The following is a 22,924-nucleotide window of genomic DNA, read 5'->3' on the forward strand; positions in this document are numbered from 1 at the left end:
CGTTGCCTTCGACGGCGGGCCTCGGCCCGCCGTCGCGTTATCCGCCGACCGGAATACCCCTCATGTCCACGCCCCTGCTCTCGCTTTACCAACGCCTGCAGCGCTGGCCCGCCGGCGCCTGGCTGTTCTCGCGCGCGGTGTGCCTCAAGGCCCCCTACTTCGCCAGCATCGCGCCACGCATCACCCGCTTGGAACACGGCCGCTGCGAAGGCACGCTGGCCGACCGCCGCAGAGTACGCAACCACATCGGCACGGTGCACGCGATCGCGATGTGCAACCTGGCCGAACTGACCGCCGGGCTGATGGTCGATGCATCGCTGCCGAAGGGCATGCGCTGGATCCCGAAGGGGATGCAGGTGCAGTACCTGGCCAAGGCGCGTGGCACGCTGCAGGCGGTGGCGTTGCCGGCACAACCGATTGTCGTTGCGGCCGAGGGCTATGCGCTGCCGGTGACGGTCAGCGTGCGCGACCGCGCGGGCACCGAGGTGTTCAGCGCGATCATCGACATGTGGATGTCGCCGGCCAAGTAAGTTCCCGCGAACGGCGCAGCCCCTCTTGGGTGGACGCGGAATGCGGTTTATCGGTGGGGCCGGAGGGGTGGGGCCGCAAGTACGTCCCTGTAGGCTTAGCCGCGCCATCCATGGCGCGGATACCCCGCCCGGCCAACCCCATGACAAGCTCTACGCGGCCAACCCACGAGGGGCCGCGCCGTTGGCTGGAATCTACGCTACCGCGCGAAACACCAACGCCAGGATCGCAGGCACCGCCTGGATCATGAAAATGCGGCGGCTGACGCTGTAGGCGCCATAGCACCCCGCCACCACCACGCAGGCCAGCGAGAACGTCACCAGCACTGGCTGATCGATCACCAGCCCCACCACGATGCCTGCTGCCAGGAAGCCGTTGTACAGGCCCTGGTTGGCCGCCAGGACGCGCGTGGTCGCCGCCTTCTCCGGCGTGTTGCGGAACGTCTTCAGGCCCAGCGGGCGGGTCCACAGGAACATCTCAAGCGCCAGGAAATAGACGTGCAGCAGTGCGACCAGCAAGGTCAGGGCGAGTGCGATCCAGTACATGGGCGGTTCCTTGGACAGGGATGGGGCTCGGAGCCCGGGAAATCATCGGTCGCGCGGCAGTTTCTTTTCTTCGCGCAGTACACCGAACGCGGCTGCGGTCATGCACGCGGCCACCAGCATGCCGCCGATGAACACTACGTGCGAGCCGAACAATGACAGGCCCTTGTGCACCCAGGCAAAGCTCAGGTCCGCACCGCGGTAGACCACGGTGTCGATCGCTGCGCCGGCCTTGTAGCGCCACTGCCGGTCCACGCGCGTGTAGATTGTCTCGCGCGCCGGCTTGGCCAGTGCGAATTCGCTGGCCCGGGTCATCACCTGCACTACCGCGACCATCAGCGGCATCGGCGAGGCCGCCAGCACCGAGAAGCCGATCAGGATCGCGAAACCGGGAATCAGCAGCGCCGGGGCGATGCCGTGCCGGGACAGCAACCAGCGGGTCAGGCCCAGCTGCATCAACAGCGCCAGCGCATTCACTGCCAAGTCGATGCGCGAGAAAAACGCGGTGCTGGCTGCGGGGTCAGTGAACGCCGCACGCACGATCGCAGCCTGCTCGTTGTAGAGCAGCGTCCCCACGCCCACCCCGAACACCACCATGATCGCCAGCCAGCGCAGCAGCGGCTCGCGCACGATCAACTTCAGGCCGTCCAGCACGCTGCCGCCCATCGGCTGCTCGCCGGACACCAGCTGCTGCTCGCGTTCGCGCAGCACCGCCCAGTGCCGCAGCCGCCAGATGCACAACAGGCACACGACCAGGAAAGCTGCGGAGACCAGCATCAGGTTGGCGATGCCCACGCTCTGCACCAGCGCACTGGTGATGATCGGACCAAGGAAGGCACCGACGGTGCCCGCCGCGCCAATGTATCCATAGAAGGCCCGGGCCTGCACATTGGAGAACACATCGGCCATGAAGCTCCAGAACACCGCCACCGCGAACAGGTTGAAGACGGTGATCCAGAAGAAGAAGGCCATGCCGCGGCCAGGCACGCCGCTGTCGAACATCATGTAGAAGCCCAGCAGGGTCACGATGAAGAACCCATACACCGCCGGCAGGAACACCCGTCGCGGGAAGCGGCTGACCAGCCAGCCGTACACCGGCTGCAGCACCAGCATGATCACGAACACGCAGGAGAACAGGAACTGCAGCACGAAGTCCTTCAACGCAATGCCGTGGCTGGCGAACCAGGCGATCAGCACGGGTGGGAACACCGTTTCCAGGTCTGCCGAGGCGGCCATGGCCTCACGCACCGGGCGCAGCACGTAGTAGCCGCTGAGCAGGCAGAAGAAGTACAGGAACGACCACCACAGCGCTGGCGACTCGCGCAGTGCCGACGCCAGGCCCTGCAGCGACCCCTTCTTCCGTACCGCACTCACGCGGTGTCCCTCGCCTGAAGACGGCGGTTGGACAGCGGCATGGCAGGCTCCGGGGCGATGAAACGCGTACGTTAGCCAATGCACCGCAACATCGCCAGCGCGACGCGCCTTCCTGCGGGCGGATCGGCTCCGCTGATCGGCCCCGGATGACACGTTCCGATACATGCTTTCAGCACCTCAAATTCCAAATTTTTCAACGAGATGCGCATTCATCTTCGCTTTGTTTGTGCACAAGGGAAAAGCGGCGCTAGAATCGCCATCAGCAGTCGCGCACGGGTCCAACCGATGAAAAAGAACAGCCTGCGTCGCCCGATCCGTTCGGCGGCCACCGGTTTGCTGGGCATGCTGATGCCCGTTGCCTTGTCCACCACCGCGCAGACACCGCCGGCATTGCCGCCGATGCCGACCAACATCGAATCCGCTGCCGGTCCCACTGTCGCCCACACCCAGCCGGCGGCCTACCGCACCGGCCTGGTGCCGCGCGTGCAGGCCCCGGCGCCCGGCTTCAACGTCGCCAACATCGAATCGATGGCGCAGCAGCTCACCTATGGCGAACGCGTGCCGGGCATGGCCGTGGCGATCGTGCAGGGCGGCCGCATCCTCAGCGCGCGCGGCTATGGCGTCACCGACGTCAACAATCCGCTGCCGGTCGATGCGCACACCGTGTTCCGCCTGGCCTCGCTGTCCAAGGCCTTCGCCGGCACCATGGCCGGCCTGCTGGTCAACGACGGCACGCTGCGCTGGGACAGCAAGGTCACCGACTACGTGCCGGGCTTCCGCCTCAATTCGCCCGAAGCCACCGACCGCCTGACCGTGGCCGACGTGCTCAGCCATCGCGTCGGCCTGCCGTACAACGCCTACGACCGCGACATCGAGGGCAACGCCGAGTACTACGCGCTGACCCAGAAACTGGCCAACACCAGCCTGAAGTGCCTGCCGGGCGACTGCTATGCCTACCAGAACGTGGCCTTCAGCCTGATCGGCGATGTCGTCTACGCGGCCTCCGGCAGTTTCTACGAGCAGTCGGTCGAGCGCCGCATCTTCAAGCCGCTGGGCATGAACGATGCGAGCCTCGGCCTGGCCGGCATCCAGGCCAGCTCGCGCTGGGCGCGTCCTCACGTGCGCAGCCGCAACGGCTGGGTCTCGCTGACGCCGAAGCCGACCTACTACCGGGTCGCCCCGGCGGCCGGCGTCAATGCCAGCGCCAGCGACATGGCGCAGTGGCTGCTCGCCCACACCGGCCACCGCCCCGACGTGCTGCCGGCACCGCTGCTGGCCACCCTGCATTCGAGCCTGATCAGCACCCCCGGCGAGATGCGTTCGGGCTGGCGCCGCGAGCGCCTGCACTCGGCCGGCTACGCCCTGGGCTGGCGCACCTTCGACTACGCCGGCCACGACGTGGTGTTCCATGCCGGTGCCGTGCAGGGCTATCGCGGCCTGGTCGCGCTGGTGCCGGAACGCGATCTGGGCATCGCCATCATGTGGAATGGCGAAAGCAGCCTGCCCAGCGGCCTGCTGCCGACCGTGCTCGACTCCGCGCTCGGCCTGCCGGCGCAGCGCTGGCTGGACGTGGACACCGACTTCGGCAGCGACAACCTGATGGCCGAGGGCGCCAGCCCGGCGCAGCAGGACAAGCGCAAGGGCAAGGGCGCCTCGGGCAATCGTGCGGTGGCGTCGCCGCGCTGATCAGGCGGGCTCGATCGTGTGTGCGAAGGGCGGCCTGCGGGTCGCCCTTTTTGTTGGCTCGACTCTACAGATGCAAAGAGCAGTTCCGCGGCGCTAGTGCGCGAAGTAGTGCATGCCGCCGTCCACCGGAATCACCGCGCCTGTGATGTAGCCGGCCAGCGGCGAGGACAGGAAGGCCACCAGTGGCGCCACTTCCTCGGGTTCACCGAAGCGTCCGATCGGGATATTGCTGGCGATGAACGCACGCCGGCTTTCCTCGGTGGGATGCAGGCGTTCCAGGATCTGCGCGCTGTTGATGCGCCCCGGTGCAATCGCATTCACCGTAATGCCCTGCCCGGCCACCTCCGACGACAGCCCCTTGCTCCACAGATGCAGCGCCGCCTTCGCCGCAGTGGCCGCGTTCACCGCACGCGGTTCCATCGAACCGCTGAAGTTGATCACCCGCCCCCATGCCTGCGCCTGCATGCCAGGCAACAGCGCCTGGGTCATCCGCCGCGCGGCGGAAAAGTTCAGGGCGATCGCTTCCTCCCAGACATCATCATCGGCATCGACGGTGGTCGGCCGGGAGCCCCCTGCGGCGTTGACCAGGATGTCGACGCGTTGCAATGCCTCCCGGGATGCCTGCGCGATGTACCGGACGTCACCGGCCACGGTGACATCGCCGGCCACGATGACCGGTGCCACGCCGCCTTCGGCTTCGATCCGCGCCGCCAGCGCCTGCAGGGGTGCCCGCTGCCGTGACGTGATGGCAACGCGCACGCCCTGGGCCGCCAGCTGCCTGGCGACGGCGGCACCGATGCCGCTGGCCGCGCCCGTCACCAAGGCGGTACGGCCTGCAAGATTCAAGTCCATGGTGTTCTCCTGTCCGCATGGCCGGCCAATCCAGCCCTTGCACGACGTGCTGTTTGATCACCCCTGATTGATAAACTCCGCGCAGGTTTCAGCATTCAACACCCGGGGTGTCAGATGAACCTGCTGGAAAGCATGCGGGTCTACGTGCTGATCGTGGACAAGGGCAGCCTCAGTGCGGCAGCTGCGGCGATGAACATCTCCGCGACGATGGCCGGCAAGCATCTGCGTGCATTGGAAGCACGGCTGGGCATGCAGCTGTTGAGCCGAACCACCCGGCGCCAGCACACGACCCCGTTCGGCCAGGATTACTACACGCGCTGCCGGGAGGTCCTGCGCCTGGTGGACGAAACCGATGCGCAGGCGCAGCACCAGCACCTGGCACCGGCGGGCACGCTGCGCATCAGTGCACCAGTGATCTTCGGTACGCATGCGCTGGTACCGGCACTGGCCGAGTACATGGCGCGCCATCCGGATGTCCGGGTCGAAGCGACGCTGACCGATCGCGTGGTCGACCTTGCCGAAGAGGGCTTCGAAGCGGCGCTGCGGATCGGCACGCTGGCCGACAGCAGCGTGCTGGTGGCACGAGCCCTGGCCCCTTATCGCCTGATGATGTGCGCCTCGCCGGCGTATCTGGCCAGGCATGGCACGCCACACAGCGTGCATGCACTTGCCGGCCATCAATGCCTGTCGTTCGAACCGAGTGCACTTGCGCAGTGGCTGCAGGACGACGCTGGCGAGCTCGACCACGTGCCCGACGGCCGACTGCAGATCAACAATGGCGAAGCGCTGCGTTCGGCGGCGCTGCTTGGCCTGGGCATCGTCCTGCAGTCGACGCTGCTGCTGGCAGCCGATGTCGAGGCTGGACGACTTGTGCAGCTGCTCCCAGGGCACGGCCAGGCCGGTCGGCCGATGCACGTGGTCTATGCGCACGACCGTTACCACTCCACCCGCCTGCGCAGCTTCCTCGACTTCCTGGTGGAACGATTCCCGCCGGTAGTCACCCCACCAGGCGATCGAAGCCGCCCATAAAAAAACCCCCTCCCCGCTGGGCAGCCAGGGAAGGGGGTTTCAGGATGCGGCTATCGGGAAGTACTTAGATCAGCGGCGCCGGGGTTGCCGGCAGAGCGACCGGAGCGGCCTTCTTCTTGCGGGCGGCCGGCTTGCGCTTGGCAACCTTCTTCGCTGCCTTCTTCGGGGCAGCCTTCTTGGTAGCCTTCTTCGCGGTCTTCTTTACTGCCTTCTTTGCGGTCTTCTTGACGGCCTTCTTGGCAGTCGCCTTCTTTGCGACCTTCTTGGCCGGCTTGCGGGCCGTAGCCTTCTTGGCAGTCTTCTTGGTGGCCTTCTTGGCCGCCTTCTTCGCGGTCTTCTTGACGGCCTTCTTGGCAGTGGACTTCTTGGCGACCTTCTTCGCCGCCTTCTTCACTGCCTTCTTCGCAGTGGTCTTCTTGGCGACCTTCTTCGCCGCCTTCTTCACTGCCTTCTTGGCAGTCGCCTTCTTCGCGACCTTCTTCACTGCCTTCTTGGCAGCGGCCTTCTTCGCGACCTTCTTCACCGCTTTCTTGGCGGCGGGCTTCTTCTTCGCAGCTTTCTTGGTTGCCATGGGATGGCTCCTCGTCAGTGATAGGGAGTTGAAACGCCCAGTTGGATCAAACCCGCGGATGCTGCGTGCGGGGACCGCCGGCGCGTCAGGCGCGCCGTTACGGATGCGGCGATGCCCGCCTCGATCGGCGGAGCGGACATCGGAACGGGAGGTGCCTTGCATTTCTCCGGGGGAAGCGGGGCCGTGTCCACCGTCATCAGGGTCGCGGTGGTCTTGAAGGGGCTGCTTCGCATCGGACGATTGATTCTGCGCACTCGGTTGGGCAGGCAAGGTCTGCTGAGGCGAAACCTAATCACGGTTTTTTTTACTGTCAACAACCCCCGCGAAAAATTTTCACATCCGCGCCTTTCCGAGCGCCGTCGGCGCCACTGCTCTACGCGGCCCGGGATGGCGGTTGAAGCATCGCGCAAGCGTGCTGCATGCACCGGCATCGATGCATACGTTGAACAAAAAACACTTGAAATAAGCACTCCGCGCATTTAGACACAGACTCGCAACGGCATCGCGCGTGCGACGTCGATGGTCACCGGCGCCGCCACCAACGCCAGCACAACGGCGCCGCAACAGGGGGCGAAAAGTTTTCACATCCGAGTGCGTCGGCGCGGGGCTGAAACGCGGATTTGCGCAAAACTGCGCACGCCCATCGGCACCGTTCGCCTGTCGGCTGATGCCACGCCGAGGGTGCGCAGCGAACCCCGCGTCATGAGTCCGGTGCAGTCGCCAAAACAAAAACGGCCACCCGAAGGTGGCCGTTCCAGAATCCGGAAACGACGACTCAGTGGTCTTCGTTCTCCAGGGCTTCGGCGTACGCGTCCGGATCCAGCAGCTCGTTGACCTCATCGGCGTTGGTCAGTTCGACCACGAACATCCAGCCTTCGCCGTAGGCATCTTCGTTGATGGTTTCCGGCTTGTCGGACAGGGCCGAGTTGACCTCGACGACCTTGCCGCTGATCGGGCTGTAGACGTCCGAGGCGGCCTTCACCGACTCGACGACGGCGATCTGCTCGCCGGCCTTGGCGTCGGCGCCGACTTCCGGCAGTTCGACGTAGACCAGGTCACCCAGCAGGCCCTGGGCGTGGTCGGAAATACCGACGGTGACGCGGCCATTGCCTTCGACACGGGCCCACTCATGGGACTTGAGGAACTTGAGGTCGCCGGGGATCTCGCTCATGGGACTGCTCCAGAGATATGCAGGGGTGGAAAAAACGGGGCTAGTGTAACCAACCGGCCACCACTGCTGTCAGTGACGACCGGCACGTACGGATCAGGCGTCGGCGAGCACGCCGGGCTGCGCCTGGCCTTCCCGAACGAACGGGAACTTGACCACCCGCACCGGCACCTGACGGCCACGGATGTCGACGGTGACCTCGCCGAGTTCACCGGCCGGCACGCGGGCGAAGGCGATGCCCTTGGCCAGCGTCGGCGAGAAGGTGCCGGACAGGATCTCGCCCTGGCCGCTGGCCGTGGTGACCGTCTGGCCATGGCGCAGCACGCCCTTCTCGTCCATCACCAGGCCGATCATCTGGCGCGCGGTGCCGGCGCTCTTCTGCGCCTCCAGCACGTCGCGGCCGATGAAGTCGCGGCCTTCGTCCAGCGACACGGTCCAGGCCAGCGCCGCTTCGTAGGGGCTGATCTCTTCGTCCATGTCCTGGCCGTACAGGTTCATGCCAGCTTCCAGGCGCAGGGTGTCGCGCGCGCCAAGGCCGGCCGGCTTCACGCCCGCCGCCAGCAGGCGGTTCCAGAAGGCGACCACGGCGTCCTGCGGAAGCAGGATCTCGAAACCATCTTCACCGGTGTAGCCGGTGCGCGCGACGAACAGCTCGACGCCGTCATCGGACTGCACCTGCAGGGCGGCGAAGCGACCCAGCTTGGTCAACGCTGCGCGGTCGGCTTCGCGGGCCAGGCCGATCACGATGTCGCGCGCCTGCGGGCCCTGCACGGCGAGGATGGCCAGGTCCGGGCGCTGCTCGACGGCGACGCCGAACGGCGCAGCCTGCTCGCGCAGCCAGGCCAGGTCCTTCTCGCGGGTAGAGGCATTGACCACCATGCGGAAGAAGTCGTCGCCCAGGTAGTAGACGATCAGGTCGTCGATGACGCCGCCGCGCGGATTCAGCATGCACGAGTACAGTGCCTTGCCGGTCACCTTCAGCTTGTCGACCGAGTTGGCCAGCAGGCGGCGCAGGAACGGCTTGACCTGGTCACCGCGCAGGTCGACCACCGTCATGTGGCTGACGTCGAACACGCCGGACTCACGGCGCACCAGATGGTGCTCGTCCAGCTGCGAGCCGTAGTGGATGGGCATGTCCCAACCCCCGAAATCGACCATCTTGGCGCCAAGGGCGCGGTGGGTATCGTTGAGCAGCGTCTTCTGGGTCATGACCGGGTCCGGCAGCAGAGGAAACAGGAAACCCCATTATCCCAGATCGGTCGCCCGCAGGCGTGCCGCAGCGCAGCGGTTCATGCAAGCGGAAGTGCAACCCGCCCCACCCTTTCCTCTGCCGGCGAGGCAATGCCCGCAAGGCACCGCAGCCGCCCGCTACAGGCGCACCCGCCCACGCAGGATGTCGAGGAACATCACCCAGTCACCCATGAACGAGTACAGCGGATGGCGGAACGTCGCCGGTCTGTTCTTCTCGAAGAAAAAATGGCCGATCCAGGCGAACCCGTAGCCGCAGAACAGGGCGCCGAGCAGGAACAGCGGCTGGCCGCGCAGCAAGGCAGTGGCGACCAGCAGCAGGACCCCGCAACTGCCGATGAAGTGCAGTCGCCGCGATACCGGGTGGCGGTGCTCGCTGAGATAGAACGGATAGAACTCGCGGAAGCTGGCGAAGCGGGACATGTGCAGGCTCCGGGGACCAGGGTCGCCCACATCATGCGCCATCGCGGACCTTGTAGAGCCGAGCCATGCTCGGCTTGCGCGCGCCAGCGCGGTCGGAAGGAGAGCAGCCGAGCATGGCTCGGCTCTACACCGATGAGGTGCGCGGCCCGAACATGATCACCGCCATGCCGGCCAGGCACAGCGCTGCGCCCAGCAGGTCCCAGCGGCTGGGACGAATGCCATCGACCAGCCACAGCCAGAACAGCGCGGTGCCGATGTAGACGCCACCGTAGGCGGCATAGACCCGTCCACTGGCAGTCGGGTGCAGGGTCAGCAGCCAGGCGAACAGGGCCAGGCTGGCCGCCGCCGGCAGCAGCAGCCAGACGCTGCCTCCCTTGCGCAGCCACAACCATGGCAGGTAGCAGCCGACGATCTCGGCCAGCGCGGTCAGCAGGAACAGGCCGAGCGTTTTCACGCCTTCTCTGCTGCCTTGGCCTGCTGCCACAGTGCTTCCTGCGCATCCAGGTCCAATGCGGCCAACGCCTCACCCTGTGCGTCGGCCTGCGCTTCCATCGCGCGGAAGCGACGCTCGAACTTGTGGTTGGCACCGCGCAGTGCAGCGCCCAGATCGATATCGGCATGACGCGCCAGGTTCGCGCAGACGAACAGCAGGTCGCCCAGTTCTTCCTGCAGGCGCGCCTTGTTGCCCGCGACATCGCCGCGTTCGAACTCCTCGCGCAGCTCCTGCAGCTCCTCGGCGGCCTTGTCCAGCACCGGCAGCGGACCCGGCCAGTCGAAACCGACCTTGGCTGCGCGCGACTGCAGCTTCACCGCCCGCTGCCATTCCGGCAGGCCGCGCGAGATACCGGCCAGTGCGGAGGTGTCCTGCTCGCCCTTGGCGGCACGCTCGGCGCGCTTGATCGCCTCCCAGTTGCGCGTCACCCCGTCGGCATCGTCCACGCTGACATCGGCGAACACGTGCGGGTGACGGCGCTGCATCTTGTCGCTGATCGCACGGGCGACCTCGGCGAAGGCAAACGCCCCCTGCTCCTCGGCCATGCGTGCGTGGAACACCACCTGCAGCAGCAGGTCGCCAAGCTCGTCGCAGAGATCGTCCAGGTCGCCGCGGTCGATCGCATCGGCGACCTCGTAGGCTTCTTCGATGGTGTAGGGGGCGATGGTCGCGAAGTTCTGCTCCAGATCCCACGGGCAGCCTCCCTGCGGGTCGCGCAGCCGCGCCATGATCGCCAGCAGGCGCTCCAGTTCGTTGCTTGCGGCGCTGCCAGTGGTGGGGGTGTCGTGCGCGCTCATGCGGCCTCCAGGATCAGTCGGACAACCAGTCGCGCCACGGCAGGCTGGTATCACCAAGGGCAATGAAATCGCCGTTCAACAGGGTCTCGCGGCGGTTGTAGCGGAACGGCTTGCCGGTCGCCGCCGACAGCACCGCGCCGCCGGCGGCATGCAGCACGCACTGGCCGGCGGCCGTATCCCATTCGGAGGTCGGGCCCAGCCGCGGATAGACATCCAGGCCGCCTTCGGCGATCCGGCAGAATTTCAGCGACGAGCCCTGCGCGATGGTCTCGATGCGGCCCATGCGCGCCAGCAGCGCCTCGGTTTCCGGCGAACGGTGCGAGCGGCTGGCGGCAACGCGCAGCGGAGCCGTGGCCGGTGTGCGGGTGCGCAGCACGGTGTCATGCAGGCCCTGCCGCCGATAGGCCAGTTCGCCGCGCATGGCATGCCAGACAATGCCGGTGACCGGCGCCAGCACCACGCCGAATGCCGGCGCGCCCTGGTAGATCAAGGCGATGTTGACGCTGAATTCGCCGTTGCGCTTGACGAACTCGCGGGTACCGTCGAGGGGATCCACCAGCCAGTAAGCGCCCCAATGGCGGCGATGCTCCCAGCCCACCTGCGCCGATTCCTCGGACAGGATCGGCAGGTCCGGTGTCAGCTGCTGCAGGCCCAGCTCAATGACCTGGTTGGCCGCCAGGTCGGCCGCGGTGACCGGGCTGTTGTCGTCCTTGATCTGGACCTCGAAGCCATCGGCATACACCTGCATGATGGCTTGGCCGGCCTGCTGGGCGATGGCGATGGCGGTCTCGCGCAGGTCCGTCGTCAGCTTGATCATCGCGTTCCCTGCAGCCACTGGCGGGCAATGAACAGCGCCGCCAGCGAGCGTCCCTCGGAGAAGTCCTCGCGCAACATCAGCTGGTCCAGTTCGGCCAGCTTCCACGGCACCACTTCCAGTTCTTCCGGCTCGTCGCCGGCCAGTTTTTCCGGGTACAGGTCGCGCGCCACCACCAGCCACGACTGGTGGCTCATGTAGGTCGGGGCCAGTGTCATCGCGCGCAGCACGTCGACCCGGCGTGCACCATAACCAGCCTCTTCCTTCAGTTCGCGGTCGGCAGCCTGCTCGGGGGTCTCGCCGGCGTCGATCCTGCCCTTCACCAGCCCCAGTTCGTAACGATGCATGCCGGCGGCGTATTCACGCACCAGCAGCACGGTTTCATCGTCGAGCATCGGCACCACCACCACCGCACCGTGACCACGGCTGACCAGGCGCTCGAAACGGCGACGTTCACCGTTGGAGAACTCCAGGTCCAGATGCTGGCGCTGGAAGGGGCCGTTCTCCTCATCGGTGATCCGATGGATGATCGGCAAGCGACGGCCGGCACGGTCATCGTTCATGCGGAATCTCCGCGGCGACCGGCGGCTGCGCCGGGGCCGATAGAATGTGCAGGCAGCAACATGTTCATGAGCCCGAAATGCTAGCAGACCCGACCCCCTCCCCGCTGGCCCGCCACTGGCGGCAGCGCGACCTGCAGGTGCTGTGGCACCCGTGCACGCAGATGCGTGAGCATCCGGACACCCTGCCGCTGGTGCCGATCGCCCGTGGCGAAGGCGCGTGGCTGATCGACCACGACGGCCACCGCTACCTGGACGCCGTCAGCAGCTGGTGGACCAACCTGTTCGGTCATGCCGAACCGCGCATCGGCGGTGCCATTGCCACCCAGGCCACGCAGCTGGAACAGGTGATGCTGGCCGGCTTCAGCCATGAGCCGGCCATCACCCTGGCCGAACGCCTGCTGGCATTGGCACCACGCCAGCCCGGCCGCGAGCCGCTGGCCAAGGTGTTCTACGCCGACAACGGCTCGGCCGGCGTGGAAGTGGCGCTGAAGATGGCCTTCCAGTATTTCCAGAACCGTGGGGAGCCGCGGCGCACGCGTTTCATTGCACTGGAAAACGGCTACCACGGCGAGACCCTGGGCGCGCTGGCGCTGGGTGACATCCCGCTGTATCGCCGCGTCTATGCACCGCTGCTGGCCGAAGCGCTGTTCGCGCCGTCGCCCGATGCCTACCTGGCCGAACCCGGCCAGAGCGCGGCCGACCGCGCACGGCAGGCTGCCGACGGCCTGGCCACGCTGTTCGACCAGCATCCGGGCGAGATCTGCGCGGTGATCCTGGAACCACGCCTGCAGTGTGCCGGCGGCATGCGCATGCATGACCCGGTCTATCTGCAGCGCGTGCGCGAACTGTGCGATGCCCATGGCGCGTTCATGATCGCCGACGAGATCGCCACCGGCTTCGGCCGCACCGGCACCCTGTTCGCCTGCGAGCAGGCAGGGGTGATGCCGGACCTGATGTGCCTTTCCAAGGGCCTGACCGGCGGCTTCCTGCCGCTGGCCGCCGTGCTGGCCACGCAGGCGCTGTACGACGCCTTCCTCGACGACTCGCGCGAGCGCGCCTTCCTGCATTCGCACAGCTACACCGGCAATCCGCTGGCCTGCGCGGCGGCACTGGCGACGCTGGACATCTTCCGCGACGACGATGTGATCGCCCGCAACCGGGGCATCGCGTCGGTGATGGGCACGCTGGCGGCGCCATTTTCCGACCATCCGCACGTGGCCGACGTGCGCCAGGCCGGCATGGTGGTGGCGTTCGAGCTGTCGCGCGACGGCAACAGGCGCACGCCGTTCGACCCGGGCCTGCGGCTGGGCCTGCACGCTTACAAGGCCGCCCTCAAGCGCGGCGTGGTGCTGCGCCCGCTGGGCGACGTGCTGTACTGGATGCCACCCTATTGCGTGGATGACGAACAACTGGAGCTGCTGGCACACACCACGCTGGCGGCCATCGACGAGGCGATTGCATGCGCGTGACCCGCTGCCCCATCGACCTGGCGCTGCACAGCGGCCAGACCGTGACCCTGCCGGAAGAGACGGCCAACCACCTGGTGCGGGTGATGCGCCTGCGCGAGGGAGACACCTGCGTGCTGTTCAACGGCGACGGCCATGACTACAGCGCCACGCTGACCGTGGCCGGCAAGCGCGAAGTGCAGGTGCGCATCGATGCTGTGCAGGCCATCGATAATGAATCACCGCTGGCGATCACCCTGCTGCAGGGCATCGCCCGTGGCGAGAAGATGGACCTGATCCTGCAGAAGGCCACCGAACTGGGCGTGGCGGCGATCATTCCGGTCAACGCCGAGCGCACCGAGGTGAAGCTCGATGCCGCGCGCGCCGAGAAGCGCGTGGCGCACTGGAACAACGTGGTGACGTCGGCCTGCGGCCAGTCCGGGCGTGCGCGCATTCCGCAGGTGGGGCCTCCGCTGTCGCTGGCGCAGGCCGCGGCGGCGCTGCCGGCCGATACGCTGCGGCTGACCCTGGATCCGCGGGGCGCACATCGCCTGTCGACGCTGACGGCCGCTCCGGCAGGGGGCGTCGTGCTCGCGATCGGCCCGGAAGGGGGCTGGTCGCCGCGCGACCGCGACCAGCTGGCGGCGGCAGGGTTCCAGGGACTGCAGCTGGGCCCGCGGATCCTGCGCACGGAAACGGCCGGGCTGGCCGCGGTCGCGGCGTTGCAGGCGCGGTTGGGCGACCTGGGATAAGACAGGTTCGTGGTAGTGCCGGCCGCTGGCCGGCATCCACGGGATCATGAGGTTGCCGGCCAGCGGCCGGCACTACCGGTCTGGTGGATCAGGCGGCGAGCGAATCCAGCGCCGCTTCCAACGCGTCCAGGTTCGGCAGCAGCGCACTCTGCTCACCCAACAGCACGCGCATGTGCACGGTCTGCGGCAGGGTTTCTTCGGAGGCGTCGGCCAGCAGGCCATCGCGTGGCACCGAGATCAGCTGCGGGAAGTTCTGCGTCAGCAGCGCGTAGTACGGGCGCTGCGCGTTGCCGCTGAGGGACTTCAGCACCACCACCTTGTTGTGGCCGGCCACGGTCTCTTCGCCCAGCCCCGAAAGGCGCGCGAACGACACCAGCGGCACCTGCCAGCCGTGCCAGCCGATCTCGCCTACCAGCCAGCGCGGCGCATCGGAGACCGGCTGCACCGGCACGCGCGACATCATTTCGGCCACGGTGGCATTGGGCAGCAGCACGCGCTCGTTGCCGGCCTGGATCAGGACGCCGCGGATTTCGTCATTGCTGGCATAGCTCATGGTGCGTCTCCGTTGTCGTCCTGCTCACCCCAGCGCGCGGCAATTGCCTGCGCCAGTTCCTGCGGTTCACCGGCCACCATGCCGGCAGCCACCACGGCGGTGGCCGCCGCCGGGTCATAGCAGCCCTCGCCCACCTGCCCGGCCACCCACGCACCGGCGGCCGCCAGGTCCAGCGCCGGGCCTACGTGGGCCAGGTCGGCACCGCTGAGCAGCACCAGTGCGGTGTGTTCGGCCGGCAGCGAAGCGAGCGAAATACCGTTGGCATCGCTCTGGAAATGCAGGCCATCGCTGGCCGCGCGCACGCCGATATCATCGGCCAGCACGTGCACCTCGCCCGGCACCGCGTGCTGGCCGGCCTCGGCCAGCTGCACCGGCAACGGCGAAACACGGGACATCTGCTTGACCAGGTTGCCGTAGCGGCCACCATCCAGACGCATGTGCACCAACACCGGCACGCTCAACGACGCAGGCAGTGCGCCGAGCAGGCGACGCAACGCATCCGGGCCACCGATGCCGGCCAGCACCAGCAGCGATGCGGCACGCGCACCGGCCGGGGCGGCGGCATCCAGATCGACCAGGCTCAAATGATCGGTATCGAACGAGGGCTGCGGCGCGACGACCGGCGCCACGGCTTCTGCCGATACAGGTGCTTCGATCGATTCCTCGACCAGCGACCAGGCGGTGTGATCGAAGGAGACCGGCGGTGTCGCGGGCGCCGCCGGTTCGGCCAGTGCCTGCGGCGCCGAAGGCGGATCCAGAGGCTCGGGCACGACCGGCTGCAGCGCCGCCAGGGCCTGCTCCAGCGCGATCGGTTCGTGCAGGTCTGCCGGTGGCGAATACAGGCCGTCGGCCGGAACGTCATCGGCCCAGCTCAGCGCCTGTTCCAGGTGCGTGCGCAGGGCTTCTTCCTGCGGCGCCGGCGCGGGCGCCGGATGACCAGGCTCCAGCTGCAGGCTGGGCTCTTCTTCGGCGCCCGGCGGCAACACCTGCTGGTGGCCGTGCAGCTTGGCGGCCAGGTGGCGCCCCCAACGTTGCGCCTCCCAGCCGTCGCGGCGGGCGGCCAGCTCAGCCTCATCGAACACCAGGGTCAGCCCCGGTGCCGAGAGCGCGGATTCCAACCGTTCCAGTGCGTCCTCGATGGCAGCTTCCAGCGCGATCACCACGAACTGCGGATCCGCGGCCTGCAGGACCTGCGGCTCCAGGCCGTTCGGATCATCTTCCAGGACCAGCTGTACATCGGCATGCGCCAGTGCCTCGCGCAGGCGTTCACGCGCCGCACCGGGGCGGGCCAGCAGGGCGACGGCCGGGGCCGGATGGGTTTCACTCACGGACACGGGCGATCCCCAGCAGGTCGTACACGTTACGCATCAGGTCCAGTTCCTGGTACGGCTTGCCCAGATAACGCTGGACACCGATCTCGAAGGCACGCTGGCGGTGCTTGTCGCCGCTGCGCGAGGTGATCATCACGATCGGCACATCCCTGTAGCGCGGATCGGCACGCATCACAGTGGCCAGCTCGTAGCCGTCCATGCGCGGCATCTCGATGTCCAGCAACATCAGGTCCGGCACGCGCTCTTCCAACCGCTCCAGTGCTTCCACGCCATCGCGGGCGACACTGACTTCGAAGTTGTGGCGCTCGAGGATGCGGCCGGTCACCTTGCGCATGGTCAGCGAGTCATCGACCACCATCACCAGCGGCACCTGGCGTTCGTCGCGCGGCGCATTGGCCAGCACCGGTGCCGTCGGATTGGCCAGGAAGCGGCGCACCAGCGGCGCGACGTCCAGGATCACCACCACGCGGCCATCGCCGGTGATGGTGGCACCGTAGATGCCCGGTACCGATGCGATCTGCAGGCCGACCGGCTTGACCACGATTTCGCGGTTGCCCAGCACCTGGTCGATCGCCACGGCTGCACGCAGGTCACCGGCACGGACCAGCAACAGCGGCACCTGGTCCTGGCCATCGGCACGCGCCGGGGCCTGCCCGACCAGGCTGCCGAGGTCATACAACGGATAGTCTTCGCCGCTGTAGCGGTAGCTGCTGTCGGCGGCCTCGAAACGTTCGCGCGACAGGCGGCCGATACCGCTGACCGAGGCCACCGGCACGGCGAAGGTGGTCTCGCCGATCTGCACGAACACCGCCTGGGTGACGGCCAGCGTCTGCGGCAGGCGCAGGGTGAAGCGCACGCCCTGGCCGCGCACCGACTGGATGTCGACCGAGCCGCCCAGCTGGCGCACTTCGTTGCGCACCACGTCCATGCCCACGCCACGACCGGCCAGCTGGCTGACCTGGTCGGCGGTGGAGAAACCGGAGGCGAAAATCAGGTTGTCCAGTTCCTGATCGTTCGGCTGCGCGTCGGCGGCCAACAGGCCACGGTCGATTGCGCGGCGGCGGATCGCTTCGCGATCGAGGCCGGCACCGTCATCGGCCACTTCCAGCACGATTTCCGAGCCTTCACGGTGCAGGCGGATGGCAACTTCGCCCTCTTCCGGCTTGCCGGCGGCGCGGCGCTGTTCCGGCGCTTCCAGGCCATGGGCCACCGAGTTGCGCAGCATGTGTTCGAGCGGCGCGACCATGCGGTCGAGAACATTGCGGTCCAGTTCGCCGTGGGTGCCTTCCAGGGTCAGGTGCACCTGCTTGCCGGTATCCATGCCGGACTGGCGGACCACGCGGCGCAGGCGCGGCACCAGGCCATCAAACGGCACCATGCGCGCGCGCATCAGGCCGTCCTGCAGCTCGGAGCTGACGCGCGACTGCTGTTGCAGCAGCGAATCGTACTGGCGCGACAGATCGTCCAGCACCCCTTGCAGGCCGCCAAGGTCGGCCGCCGATTCGTTCAGCGCACGGCTGAGCTGTTGCAGCGTGGAGAAGCGGTCCAGCTCCAGCGGATCGAACTTCTGGTCTGCCTGGTCCTGCTCACGTTGGTAGCGGGCGACGATCTGCGCTTCGGTTTCCAGGTCGAGCCGGCGCAGCTGGTCGCGCAGTCGCGCGTTGGTGCGCTCCAGCTCGCCCATCGCACCACGGAACGCGCCGAGCTGCTGCTCAAGGCGCGAGCGGTAGATCGCCACTTCACCGGCATGGTTGACCAGGCGGTCGAGCAGATCCGCGCGCACGCGCACCTGTTCCTGCTGCGGGCGTGCCAGCGGATCTTCATCGACCACGCCTTCGGCCGGCAGCGGTGCCGACAGCGGCGCGTCGAGCAGTGCCGGCGCCGGGCTGGCAACCGGTGCAGAAGTGGCTTCTGCGACGCTCGGCACGTTGGCTGCGGCTGCGGCTGCAGCAGCCGCCGCAGCGATATCGGTGGTGGTACGCACTTCGAACGCGTGGACCAGGTCCTGCGCCGGTTCCACCACGCGGTGGTCACCGGTGCGGGTGAGCAGCTGGTGCAGGCGATCGAATCCGCGCTCCAGCAACTGCACATCGCGGCGTTCGATCTCGGTGCGACCAGCGGCGACGGCTTCCAGCAACGATTCGATGCTGTGGCCAAGATCGCCGATGGCGTTGATGCCGGCCATGCGTGCGCCACCCTTCAGGGTATGCAGGTCACGCTGCAGGCCGGCCAGCACCTCGCGGTCCTGCGGCGCATCGCGCAGCTCGCTGATCAGGCCATCGCAGTGGTCGAGCAGGTCCTTGCCTTCCTCGACGAAGATGTCGACCAGCTCGCGATCGTAGACGCTGAAGTCGAGCGTATCGGCGCTGTCTTCCGGCACCGGGATGTCAAGGACGTCGGGTGCCACGGTTTCAGCCACGTCGGCGTCAGGCACGCCAACGGCCGGGGCATCCGACGCGGTATCGGCCTCGGCATCGGCAGCTTCGGCGTGGACTTCCACCTGGCCCGGCGCGTCTTCCAGTTCGAAGAACCGCACCGGTTCGGCGGTGGCCGGCGCTGCGGCCTCCGCGATCTTCTCATTCACCGTCGCCGGGGACGGCTGATCGGCGCTCTCTCCTTCACCGATCGCCGCCTCCCCGCCGACGTCCGCATCCTCGGCAAAGGCTTCCGCCTCGCCCGGCGCGAGTTCGCTGGCCTGCAGGCCGAGCACGGACCATTGCCCGTCGTCGGCCAGGGGCTGCTCTTCGTCGATCACGTGCAGGCCGGCCTCGAGCGCGGCGTCCAGCGAGACCGGTTCTGCAAACCCCGGCGCAGCCATTTCATCCTGCAGGCTCGACAGCTCGCTGTCGAGTGGCAGTGCAGCAGGCGTCTCGAATGCCTCAGGGTCAGCGACGTGCACGTGATCGAACGAGGACGCATTCAGGTCAGATGCGACGGCTTCGACAGCATCCGGAATCTCTTCGGCATCGCGGTCGTCGACCGGCAGCGCACTGGCATCCAGGTACGGCGACAGATCGTCCACGACGGTCAAACCGGCATCGTCGGCCAACAGCGGCGCGCTTTCGGCCTCCGTCTCGACACCGTCTACCTCAACGCCCGGAACATCGTCGGCCACCTGGATCGATTCGACCACCGGTAGCGACGCCGCTCCCTCACCCGGTACCGACGGCCATCCGGCATCGAAGTAGCGCGAAAGATCGTCGCTGGCGGTCAGCTCACCGACCTCCAGCCCGCCCTCGCCCTCGATCGCAGCATCCTCGACCGGGGCTTCGGCGACATCGGCAACTGCCTGCGGTTCCTGCTCCGGCGCGACGGACGAAGGCGGTACCGCATCGGTTTCAGGCGCGATGGCTGCCGAGGCGTCCGCATCCCATTCCGCCGTCGGTTTGTCATCCAGCGCCAGCTCGGCTTCGTCGTCCTCCAGGCCCACCATCGGCCAGCGCGCTTCCGGCAACTCGCTGGCCAGCGCCTGCAGGCGCTGTGCCAGTACCTGTTGCGGTGCGATGCGCGGCTGTTCGGCCTGCAGCGCTTCCATGGTGGCGGTGATCGCCTGCGCGGTCGCATCCAGCGCGGCCACGCCTTCATCATTCGGCACCACCTCGGCGGCCAGCGCACGCTTGATGTAGGACTCGGCACCGCCGGTTACAGCCGTGATTTCGGGCACTTCGGTCATCGCGAAGGCGCCGTTCATGGTGTGCACTGCGCGCAGGAGTGCGTCGCTGACCGGCTGCGGTGCCTGCTGCGCCGAACGCAGCCAGTCCTGCAGGGTGGCCTGGTGGACTTCCACCTCGGCCTCGAGAATCTCGCGCAACACGCTGTCGATGTTGGCCGGCGTGCCGGTGGTTTCGGCCTCCTCGGCGGTATCGGCCAGCGCCGAAGCGGCAATCTCCGCGTCGAGAATGCGGCTGATCTCGTCTTCGCCCTCGGCTTCGGCCACCGGTGCAACCGGTGCAACCGGTGCAGTGGCCCCAGGCAGGGGGACGTAGTAGGTTTCCTCGCCTGCACCGACACGATCGGCGATGGCCTGCATGGCCTGCAGGTCGACGCTGATGCGCTGGCCATGGCGCAGCGCCGCGTTCAGCTGGGGCAGCGCCGCATGCGCGTTGTCGACCATCGCCAGCACGGCGGGGGATGCAGCGCGGCTGCCATCCAGCACGCGGTTGAGCATGCCTTCGATCTTCCACGCGAACTCACCCAGGGTGCGTGCGCCGACCAGGCGGCCACTGCCCTTGAGGGTATGGAAGATGCGGCGGATCGGGCGCAGCCGGTCCATGTTGTCCGGCTGCATCCGCCATGCCGGCAGTAGCGTGCCGAGATTGGCCAGCTCATCGTCGAACTCTTCCAGGAACACCTCGCGGATGTCCTCGTCGATGTTCTCGGCATCGTCGTCGAAACCAGCGTCGAAGCCCGCATTGGTGTCGGCATCGGTCCCGGCAACGGCCGAATCCACCGCCTCCGGCGCTGCCGCAGCGGCCATCGCCTGTGGATTGAAGCCGGCAGCGGCCGCACTCAACTCGGCGAAGAACTGGGCGTCGGCCTCGCTGAAATCGATCGGCGCGATGGTGTCGATATCGATCACCGACACGGCCGGCGCCGAGGTTTCCGCTGCCGGGATGGGCGCTTCGATCGACGGCGGCGTGATCAACGTTGCCGGCAGGTCATCCGGGGCCTCATCCACCTCGGCCAGCACTGCGGGCGATACATCGGCCAGCGGCGGGACGACGGCATCGACGATCTCCAGCGAAGGATGCAACGCGGCGTCATCGTCCAGCGACAGCGTTTCCATCGCATGCAGCGACAGCACGTCGTCAGCGTTGTCCAGCGCGTCGGCATCGAAGCGGAACACCACGTCGTCGGCCACGGCATCCTGTTCGGCCGCCACCGGGTCGAATACCGGTGCAGCATCGAAAGCGGTCGCGGAGGAATCCACCGCGTCCGTCCTCTCATCGATCACAGGCGCTGCGGTGTCCTCAAGCATCTGCGGCGCCTCGGACAGCGACCACTGCGGTGCACCGGGGGGGCCGCTGTCAGCCAGTTCGAAGCTGACCGGATCGAAACTGGCGAAGGTCGGGCTGCGCTCGTCATCGGCAGGCACGATGGCGTCGGCCTCCGGATGGAACGGCGCCAGCTCCCACTGCGGGACATCCGGCGCAGGTGCGCTGGACGCCGCGAAGACCAGCGATGCCCCCGCATCGTCGTGCGTCGGCGACGGCGAAGCATCGATATCAGCCTTGCTGGCGGCCACGGCGGCCACGGTGCCCAGTGCGCCGAACATCAGGCGGTTGTCGGACACCATCGGCGCCGGCGAGGCCGGCGGCGGATCGAAGGTGAAGTCCGGCAGTGGCACCGGCACGTCGCCGGCAGCGGGCGCCGCAGGCTGCACCGGAACCTCGACGCGCTCCGGCTGCAGGGGCTCGGCCTGCAACGCAACCGGCTCACGTTCGACCGGCAGCAGTGCCGGCGCGTCCGGCGCGACGGCATTGTGCTCCGGCAGCGGCCAGTAGCGCAGAGCCTCGAGGCTGCTGCGGGTGATTTCGAGGATGTCCTCGCGGCCCGGGCGGCGGTCGCGCAGGGCTTCCAGGTAGTACTCCAGGCTGGCCATGGCATCGGCCAGGGTGTCCAGCTGGCGGCCACTGGGCACGCGCTGGCGGCCGATCAGTTCGGCCTCGATGTACTGCTGCACGCCGCGCAGGTAATCGGCGGCGGTACCCAGGTCGAGCATGCGCAGCGCGCCGGACACATCGCCCAGCAGGCGTGGTACATCCTGCAGCTCGGCATGGTTCCAGCTGGTTTCGATGAAGGCGACGAAATGCTCGCGGGCAGCGGCGAAGTTGGCGATGGCTTCATGCGCCAGCACCTCCACCGTGCGCCGGTTCTCGACCGCGCTCGGATCGTCCTCGCCACTGCCGCCGGCGCCCAGATGGGCAACCTGGTCGTCCAGCGAGGCATCGACGTACAGCAGTGCACCGGCAATATCCAGCAGCAGGTTCTCGTCAATCTGCTGGCGACCTTCGACCACGCCGCGCAGCGCATCGCGCTGCTGCACGACCACGCCGCGGGCCACGCCCAGGCCCATCATGCCCAGCGTATCGGCCACGGCGCCGAGCTCGTTGGCCTGGGTCTGCAGCTGTTCCGGCGCACCACCGGTGCGCAGGTGCAGGTCAAGCGCATCCTTGATGCGCAGCAGTTCTTCCTTCACCGCACTGCCGACCGTGTCGAGCAGCTCACGGTTGCGTCCGCTCAGGCTGCCACGGGCATGGTCCAGCTCGGCCTCGGTGGCGGTGACGCTCTCCGGCGCAAAGGCCAGCAGCACACTGTCAGTGACGCCTTCTTCGCCGCGCGACGCACGGATCTCGTTGAGCAGCGGCATCAGCACGATCGGAATGTCGCGATGGCCGTTCTGCAGGCGTTCCAGATAGTCGGGCAGCAGCACGCTGCCACGCATCAGGGTTGCGCAGGCTTCATCACGGTCGGCCACGCGACCGGCGCCGATGGCATTGGCCAGCTGCTCCAGTTCTTCGGCCACCATCGCCGGGGCATACAGCTCGACCATGCGCAGGGTGCCCTGCACCTGGTGCAGGTAGCCGGCGCAGATGCGCATGCGGCTGGCATCGGTCGGGTCTTCGGCGTAGTACTCGACCTCGTTGCGCACCTGGCGCAGGGTCTCGTCCAGCTCGGGCTTTACCCAGCCCAGCGCTGCGTGGCTCATCGCATCGCGCAGACTGCTCATGGACGCGCTCCGTTCGCCGCCGCGC

General features: G+C 67.5%; 20 protein-coding genes. 6 read left to right on the forward strand and 14 right to left on the reverse strand.

Translation table 11 applies throughout. The features are described 5' to 3' along the window. Nucleotides 1-62: 62 nt before the first annotated feature. Nucleotides 63-530: a hotdog fold domain-containing protein gene (locus A7X97_RS09105; RefSeq protein ID WP_072168561.1), complete on the forward strand. Its 468-nt coding sequence runs from the start codon at nt 63-65 to the stop codon at nt 528-530. Nucleotides 531-722: 192 nt separating this feature from the next. Here the strand turns inward: A7X97_RS09105 and A7X97_RS09110 are convergent, their stop codons facing one another. Both A7X97_RS09110 and A7X97_RS09115 read right to left on the reverse strand, forming a co-directional pair. Next, nucleotides 723-1,073: a DUF1304 domain-containing protein gene (locus tag A7X97_RS09110; protein ID WP_072168560.1), complete on the reverse strand. Its 351-nt coding sequence runs from the start codon at nt 1,071-1,073 to the stop codon at nt 723-725. 42 nt (nt 1,074-1,115) lie between these two features. Then, nucleotides 1,116-2,444, reverse strand: coding sequence for an NTP/NDP exchange transporter (locus tag A7X97_RS09115; protein ID WP_072168559.1), 1,329 nt, complete (start codon nt 2,442-2,444; stop codon nt 1,116-1,118). A 285-nt stretch (nt 2,445-2,729) separates the two neighbouring features. Here A7X97_RS09115 and A7X97_RS09120 point away from each other — a divergent pair, with 285 nt between their 5' ends. Beyond that, on the forward strand, nt 2,730-4,130 hold the full coding sequence (locus tag A7X97_RS09120; protein WP_005418422.1) for a serine hydrolase domain-containing protein: 1,401 nt from the start codon (nt 2,730-2,732) through the stop codon (nt 4,128-4,130). A gap of 93 nt (nt 4,131-4,223) precedes the next feature. Here the strand turns inward: A7X97_RS09120 and A7X97_RS09125 are convergent, their stop codons facing one another. Then, a complete protein-coding gene (locus A7X97_RS09125) occupies nt 4,224-4,982 on the reverse strand; it encodes an SDR family NAD(P)-dependent oxidoreductase (RefSeq protein WP_088496841.1) in 759 nt (252 codons plus the stop codon). A 114-nt stretch (nt 4,983-5,096) separates the two neighbouring features. Between A7X97_RS09125 and A7X97_RS09130 the strand changes: the two genes are divergently transcribed. Further along, nucleotides 5,097-6,011, forward strand: a complete 915-nt coding sequence (locus A7X97_RS09130; RefSeq protein WP_111007838.1) for a LysR family transcriptional regulator — start codon at nt 5,097-5,099, stop codon at nt 6,009-6,011. A gap of 64 nt (nt 6,012-6,075) precedes the next feature. Here A7X97_RS09130 and A7X97_RS09135 read toward each other — a convergent pair whose 3' ends face one another. Then, nucleotides 6,076-6,582, reverse strand: a complete 507-nt coding sequence (locus A7X97_RS09135; protein WP_032954412.1) for a hypothetical protein — start codon at nt 6,580-6,582, stop codon at nt 6,076-6,078. 111 nt (nt 6,583-6,693) lie between these two features. Here A7X97_RS09135 and A7X97_RS21685 point away from each other — a divergent pair, with 111 nt between their 5' ends. Further along, nucleotides 6,694-7,065 (forward strand): hypothetical protein, encoded by a 372-nt coding sequence (locus tag A7X97_RS21685; RefSeq protein ID WP_146260235.1) that lies wholly within the window; start codon nt 6,694-6,696, stop codon nt 7,063-7,065. 292 nt (nt 7,066-7,357) lie between these two features. On the opposite strand, the gene gcvH is transcribed toward A7X97_RS21685, so the two are convergent. The 7 genes from gcvH to nudE all read right to left on the reverse strand — a co-directional run bounded on the left by gcvH (nt 7,358) and on the right by nudE (nt 12,088). Next, nucleotides 7,358-7,753 (reverse strand): glycine cleavage system protein GcvH, encoded by a 396-nt coding sequence (gene gcvH, locus A7X97_RS09140; protein WP_005418426.1) that lies wholly within the window; start codon nt 7,751-7,753, stop codon nt 7,358-7,360. Nucleotides 7,754-7,846: 93 nt separating this feature from the next. Continuing rightward, complete coding sequence (gene gcvT, locus A7X97_RS09145) at nt 7,847-8,959, reverse strand: glycine cleavage system aminomethyltransferase GcvT (RefSeq protein ID WP_049438098.1); 1,113 nt, start codon at nt 8,957-8,959, stop codon at nt 7,847-7,849. Nucleotides 8,960-9,118: 159 nt separating this feature from the next. After that, on the reverse strand, nt 9,119-9,421 hold the full coding sequence (locus tag A7X97_RS09150; protein ID WP_088496834.1) for an Mpo1-like protein: 303 nt from the start codon (nt 9,419-9,421) through the stop codon (nt 9,119-9,121). A gap of 124 nt (nt 9,422-9,545) precedes the next feature. Beyond that, nucleotides 9,546-9,875 carry a YnfA family protein gene (locus A7X97_RS09155; protein WP_072168556.1) on the reverse strand — a complete coding sequence of 110 codons (330 nt, stop codon included), beginning with the start codon at nt 9,873-9,875 and terminating at the stop codon, nt 9,546-9,548. Continuing rightward, nucleotides 9,872-10,711: a nucleoside triphosphate pyrophosphohydrolase gene (gene mazG, locus A7X97_RS09160; protein WP_088496835.1), complete on the reverse strand. Its 840-nt coding sequence runs from the start codon at nt 10,709-10,711 to the stop codon at nt 9,872-9,874. The genes A7X97_RS09155 and mazG overlap by 4 nt, the downstream gene beginning before the upstream one ends. A 13-nt stretch (nt 10,712-10,724) precedes the next feature. Then, nucleotides 10,725-11,528, reverse strand: a complete 804-nt coding sequence (gene cysQ / locus A7X97_RS09165) for a 3'(2'),5'-bisphosphate nucleotidase CysQ (protein ID WP_111007839.1) — start codon at nt 11,526-11,528, stop codon at nt 10,725-10,727. Next, the gene (nudE, locus tag A7X97_RS09170; protein ID WP_005418435.1) at nt 11,525-12,088 is read right to left on the reverse strand and encodes an ADP compounds hydrolase NudE; all 564 of its coding nucleotides are present in this window, start codon (nt 12,086-12,088) and stop codon (nt 11,525-11,527) included. Before nudE ends, cysQ begins: the two co-directional genes overlap by 4 nt. Nucleotides 12,089-12,165: 77 nt before the next feature. On the opposite strand from nudE, the gene bioA reads away from it, so the two are divergent. Both bioA and A7X97_RS09180 read left to right on the forward strand, forming a co-directional pair. Beyond that, nucleotides 12,166-13,557: an adenosylmethionine--8-amino-7-oxononanoate transaminase gene (bioA, locus tag A7X97_RS09175; RefSeq protein ID WP_216358873.1), complete on the forward strand. Its 1,392-nt coding sequence runs from the start codon at nt 12,166-12,168 to the stop codon at nt 13,555-13,557. Beyond that, nucleotides 13,548-14,285 (forward strand): 16S rRNA (uracil(1498)-N(3))-methyltransferase, encoded by a 738-nt coding sequence (locus A7X97_RS09180; protein WP_111007840.1) that lies wholly within the window; start codon nt 13,548-13,550, stop codon nt 14,283-14,285. The genes bioA and A7X97_RS09180 overlap by 10 nt, the downstream gene beginning before the upstream one ends. 88 nt (nt 14,286-14,373) lie before the next feature. Here the strand turns inward: A7X97_RS09180 and A7X97_RS09185 are convergent, their stop codons facing one another. Genes A7X97_RS09185 through A7X97_RS09195 form a run of 3 tightly spaced genes read right to left on the reverse strand, consistent with a single transcriptional unit; the run spans nt 14,374 to nt 22,899 of the window. Beyond that, complete coding sequence (locus A7X97_RS09185; RefSeq protein ID WP_005418442.1) at nt 14,374-14,838, reverse strand: chemotaxis protein CheW; 465 nt, start codon at nt 14,836-14,838, stop codon at nt 14,374-14,376. After that, a complete protein-coding gene (locus A7X97_RS09190; protein WP_088496837.1) occupies nt 14,835-16,172 on the reverse strand; it encodes a chemotaxis protein CheB in 1,338 nt (445 codons plus the stop codon). Before A7X97_RS09190 ends, A7X97_RS09185 begins: the two co-directional genes overlap by 4 nt. Then, nucleotides 16,159-22,899, reverse strand: coding sequence for an Hpt domain-containing protein (locus tag A7X97_RS09195; RefSeq protein WP_088496838.1), 6,741 nt, complete (start codon nt 22,897-22,899; stop codon nt 16,159-16,161). Before A7X97_RS09195 ends, A7X97_RS09190 begins: the two co-directional genes overlap by 14 nt. Between the last annotated feature and the right edge of the window lie 25 nt (nt 22,900-22,924).

It is taken from the genome of Stenotrophomonas sepilia, assembly GCF_003244875.1.
GTDB lineage: Bacteria > Pseudomonadota > Gammaproteobacteria > Xanthomonadales > Xanthomonadaceae > Stenotrophomonas > Stenotrophomonas sepilia.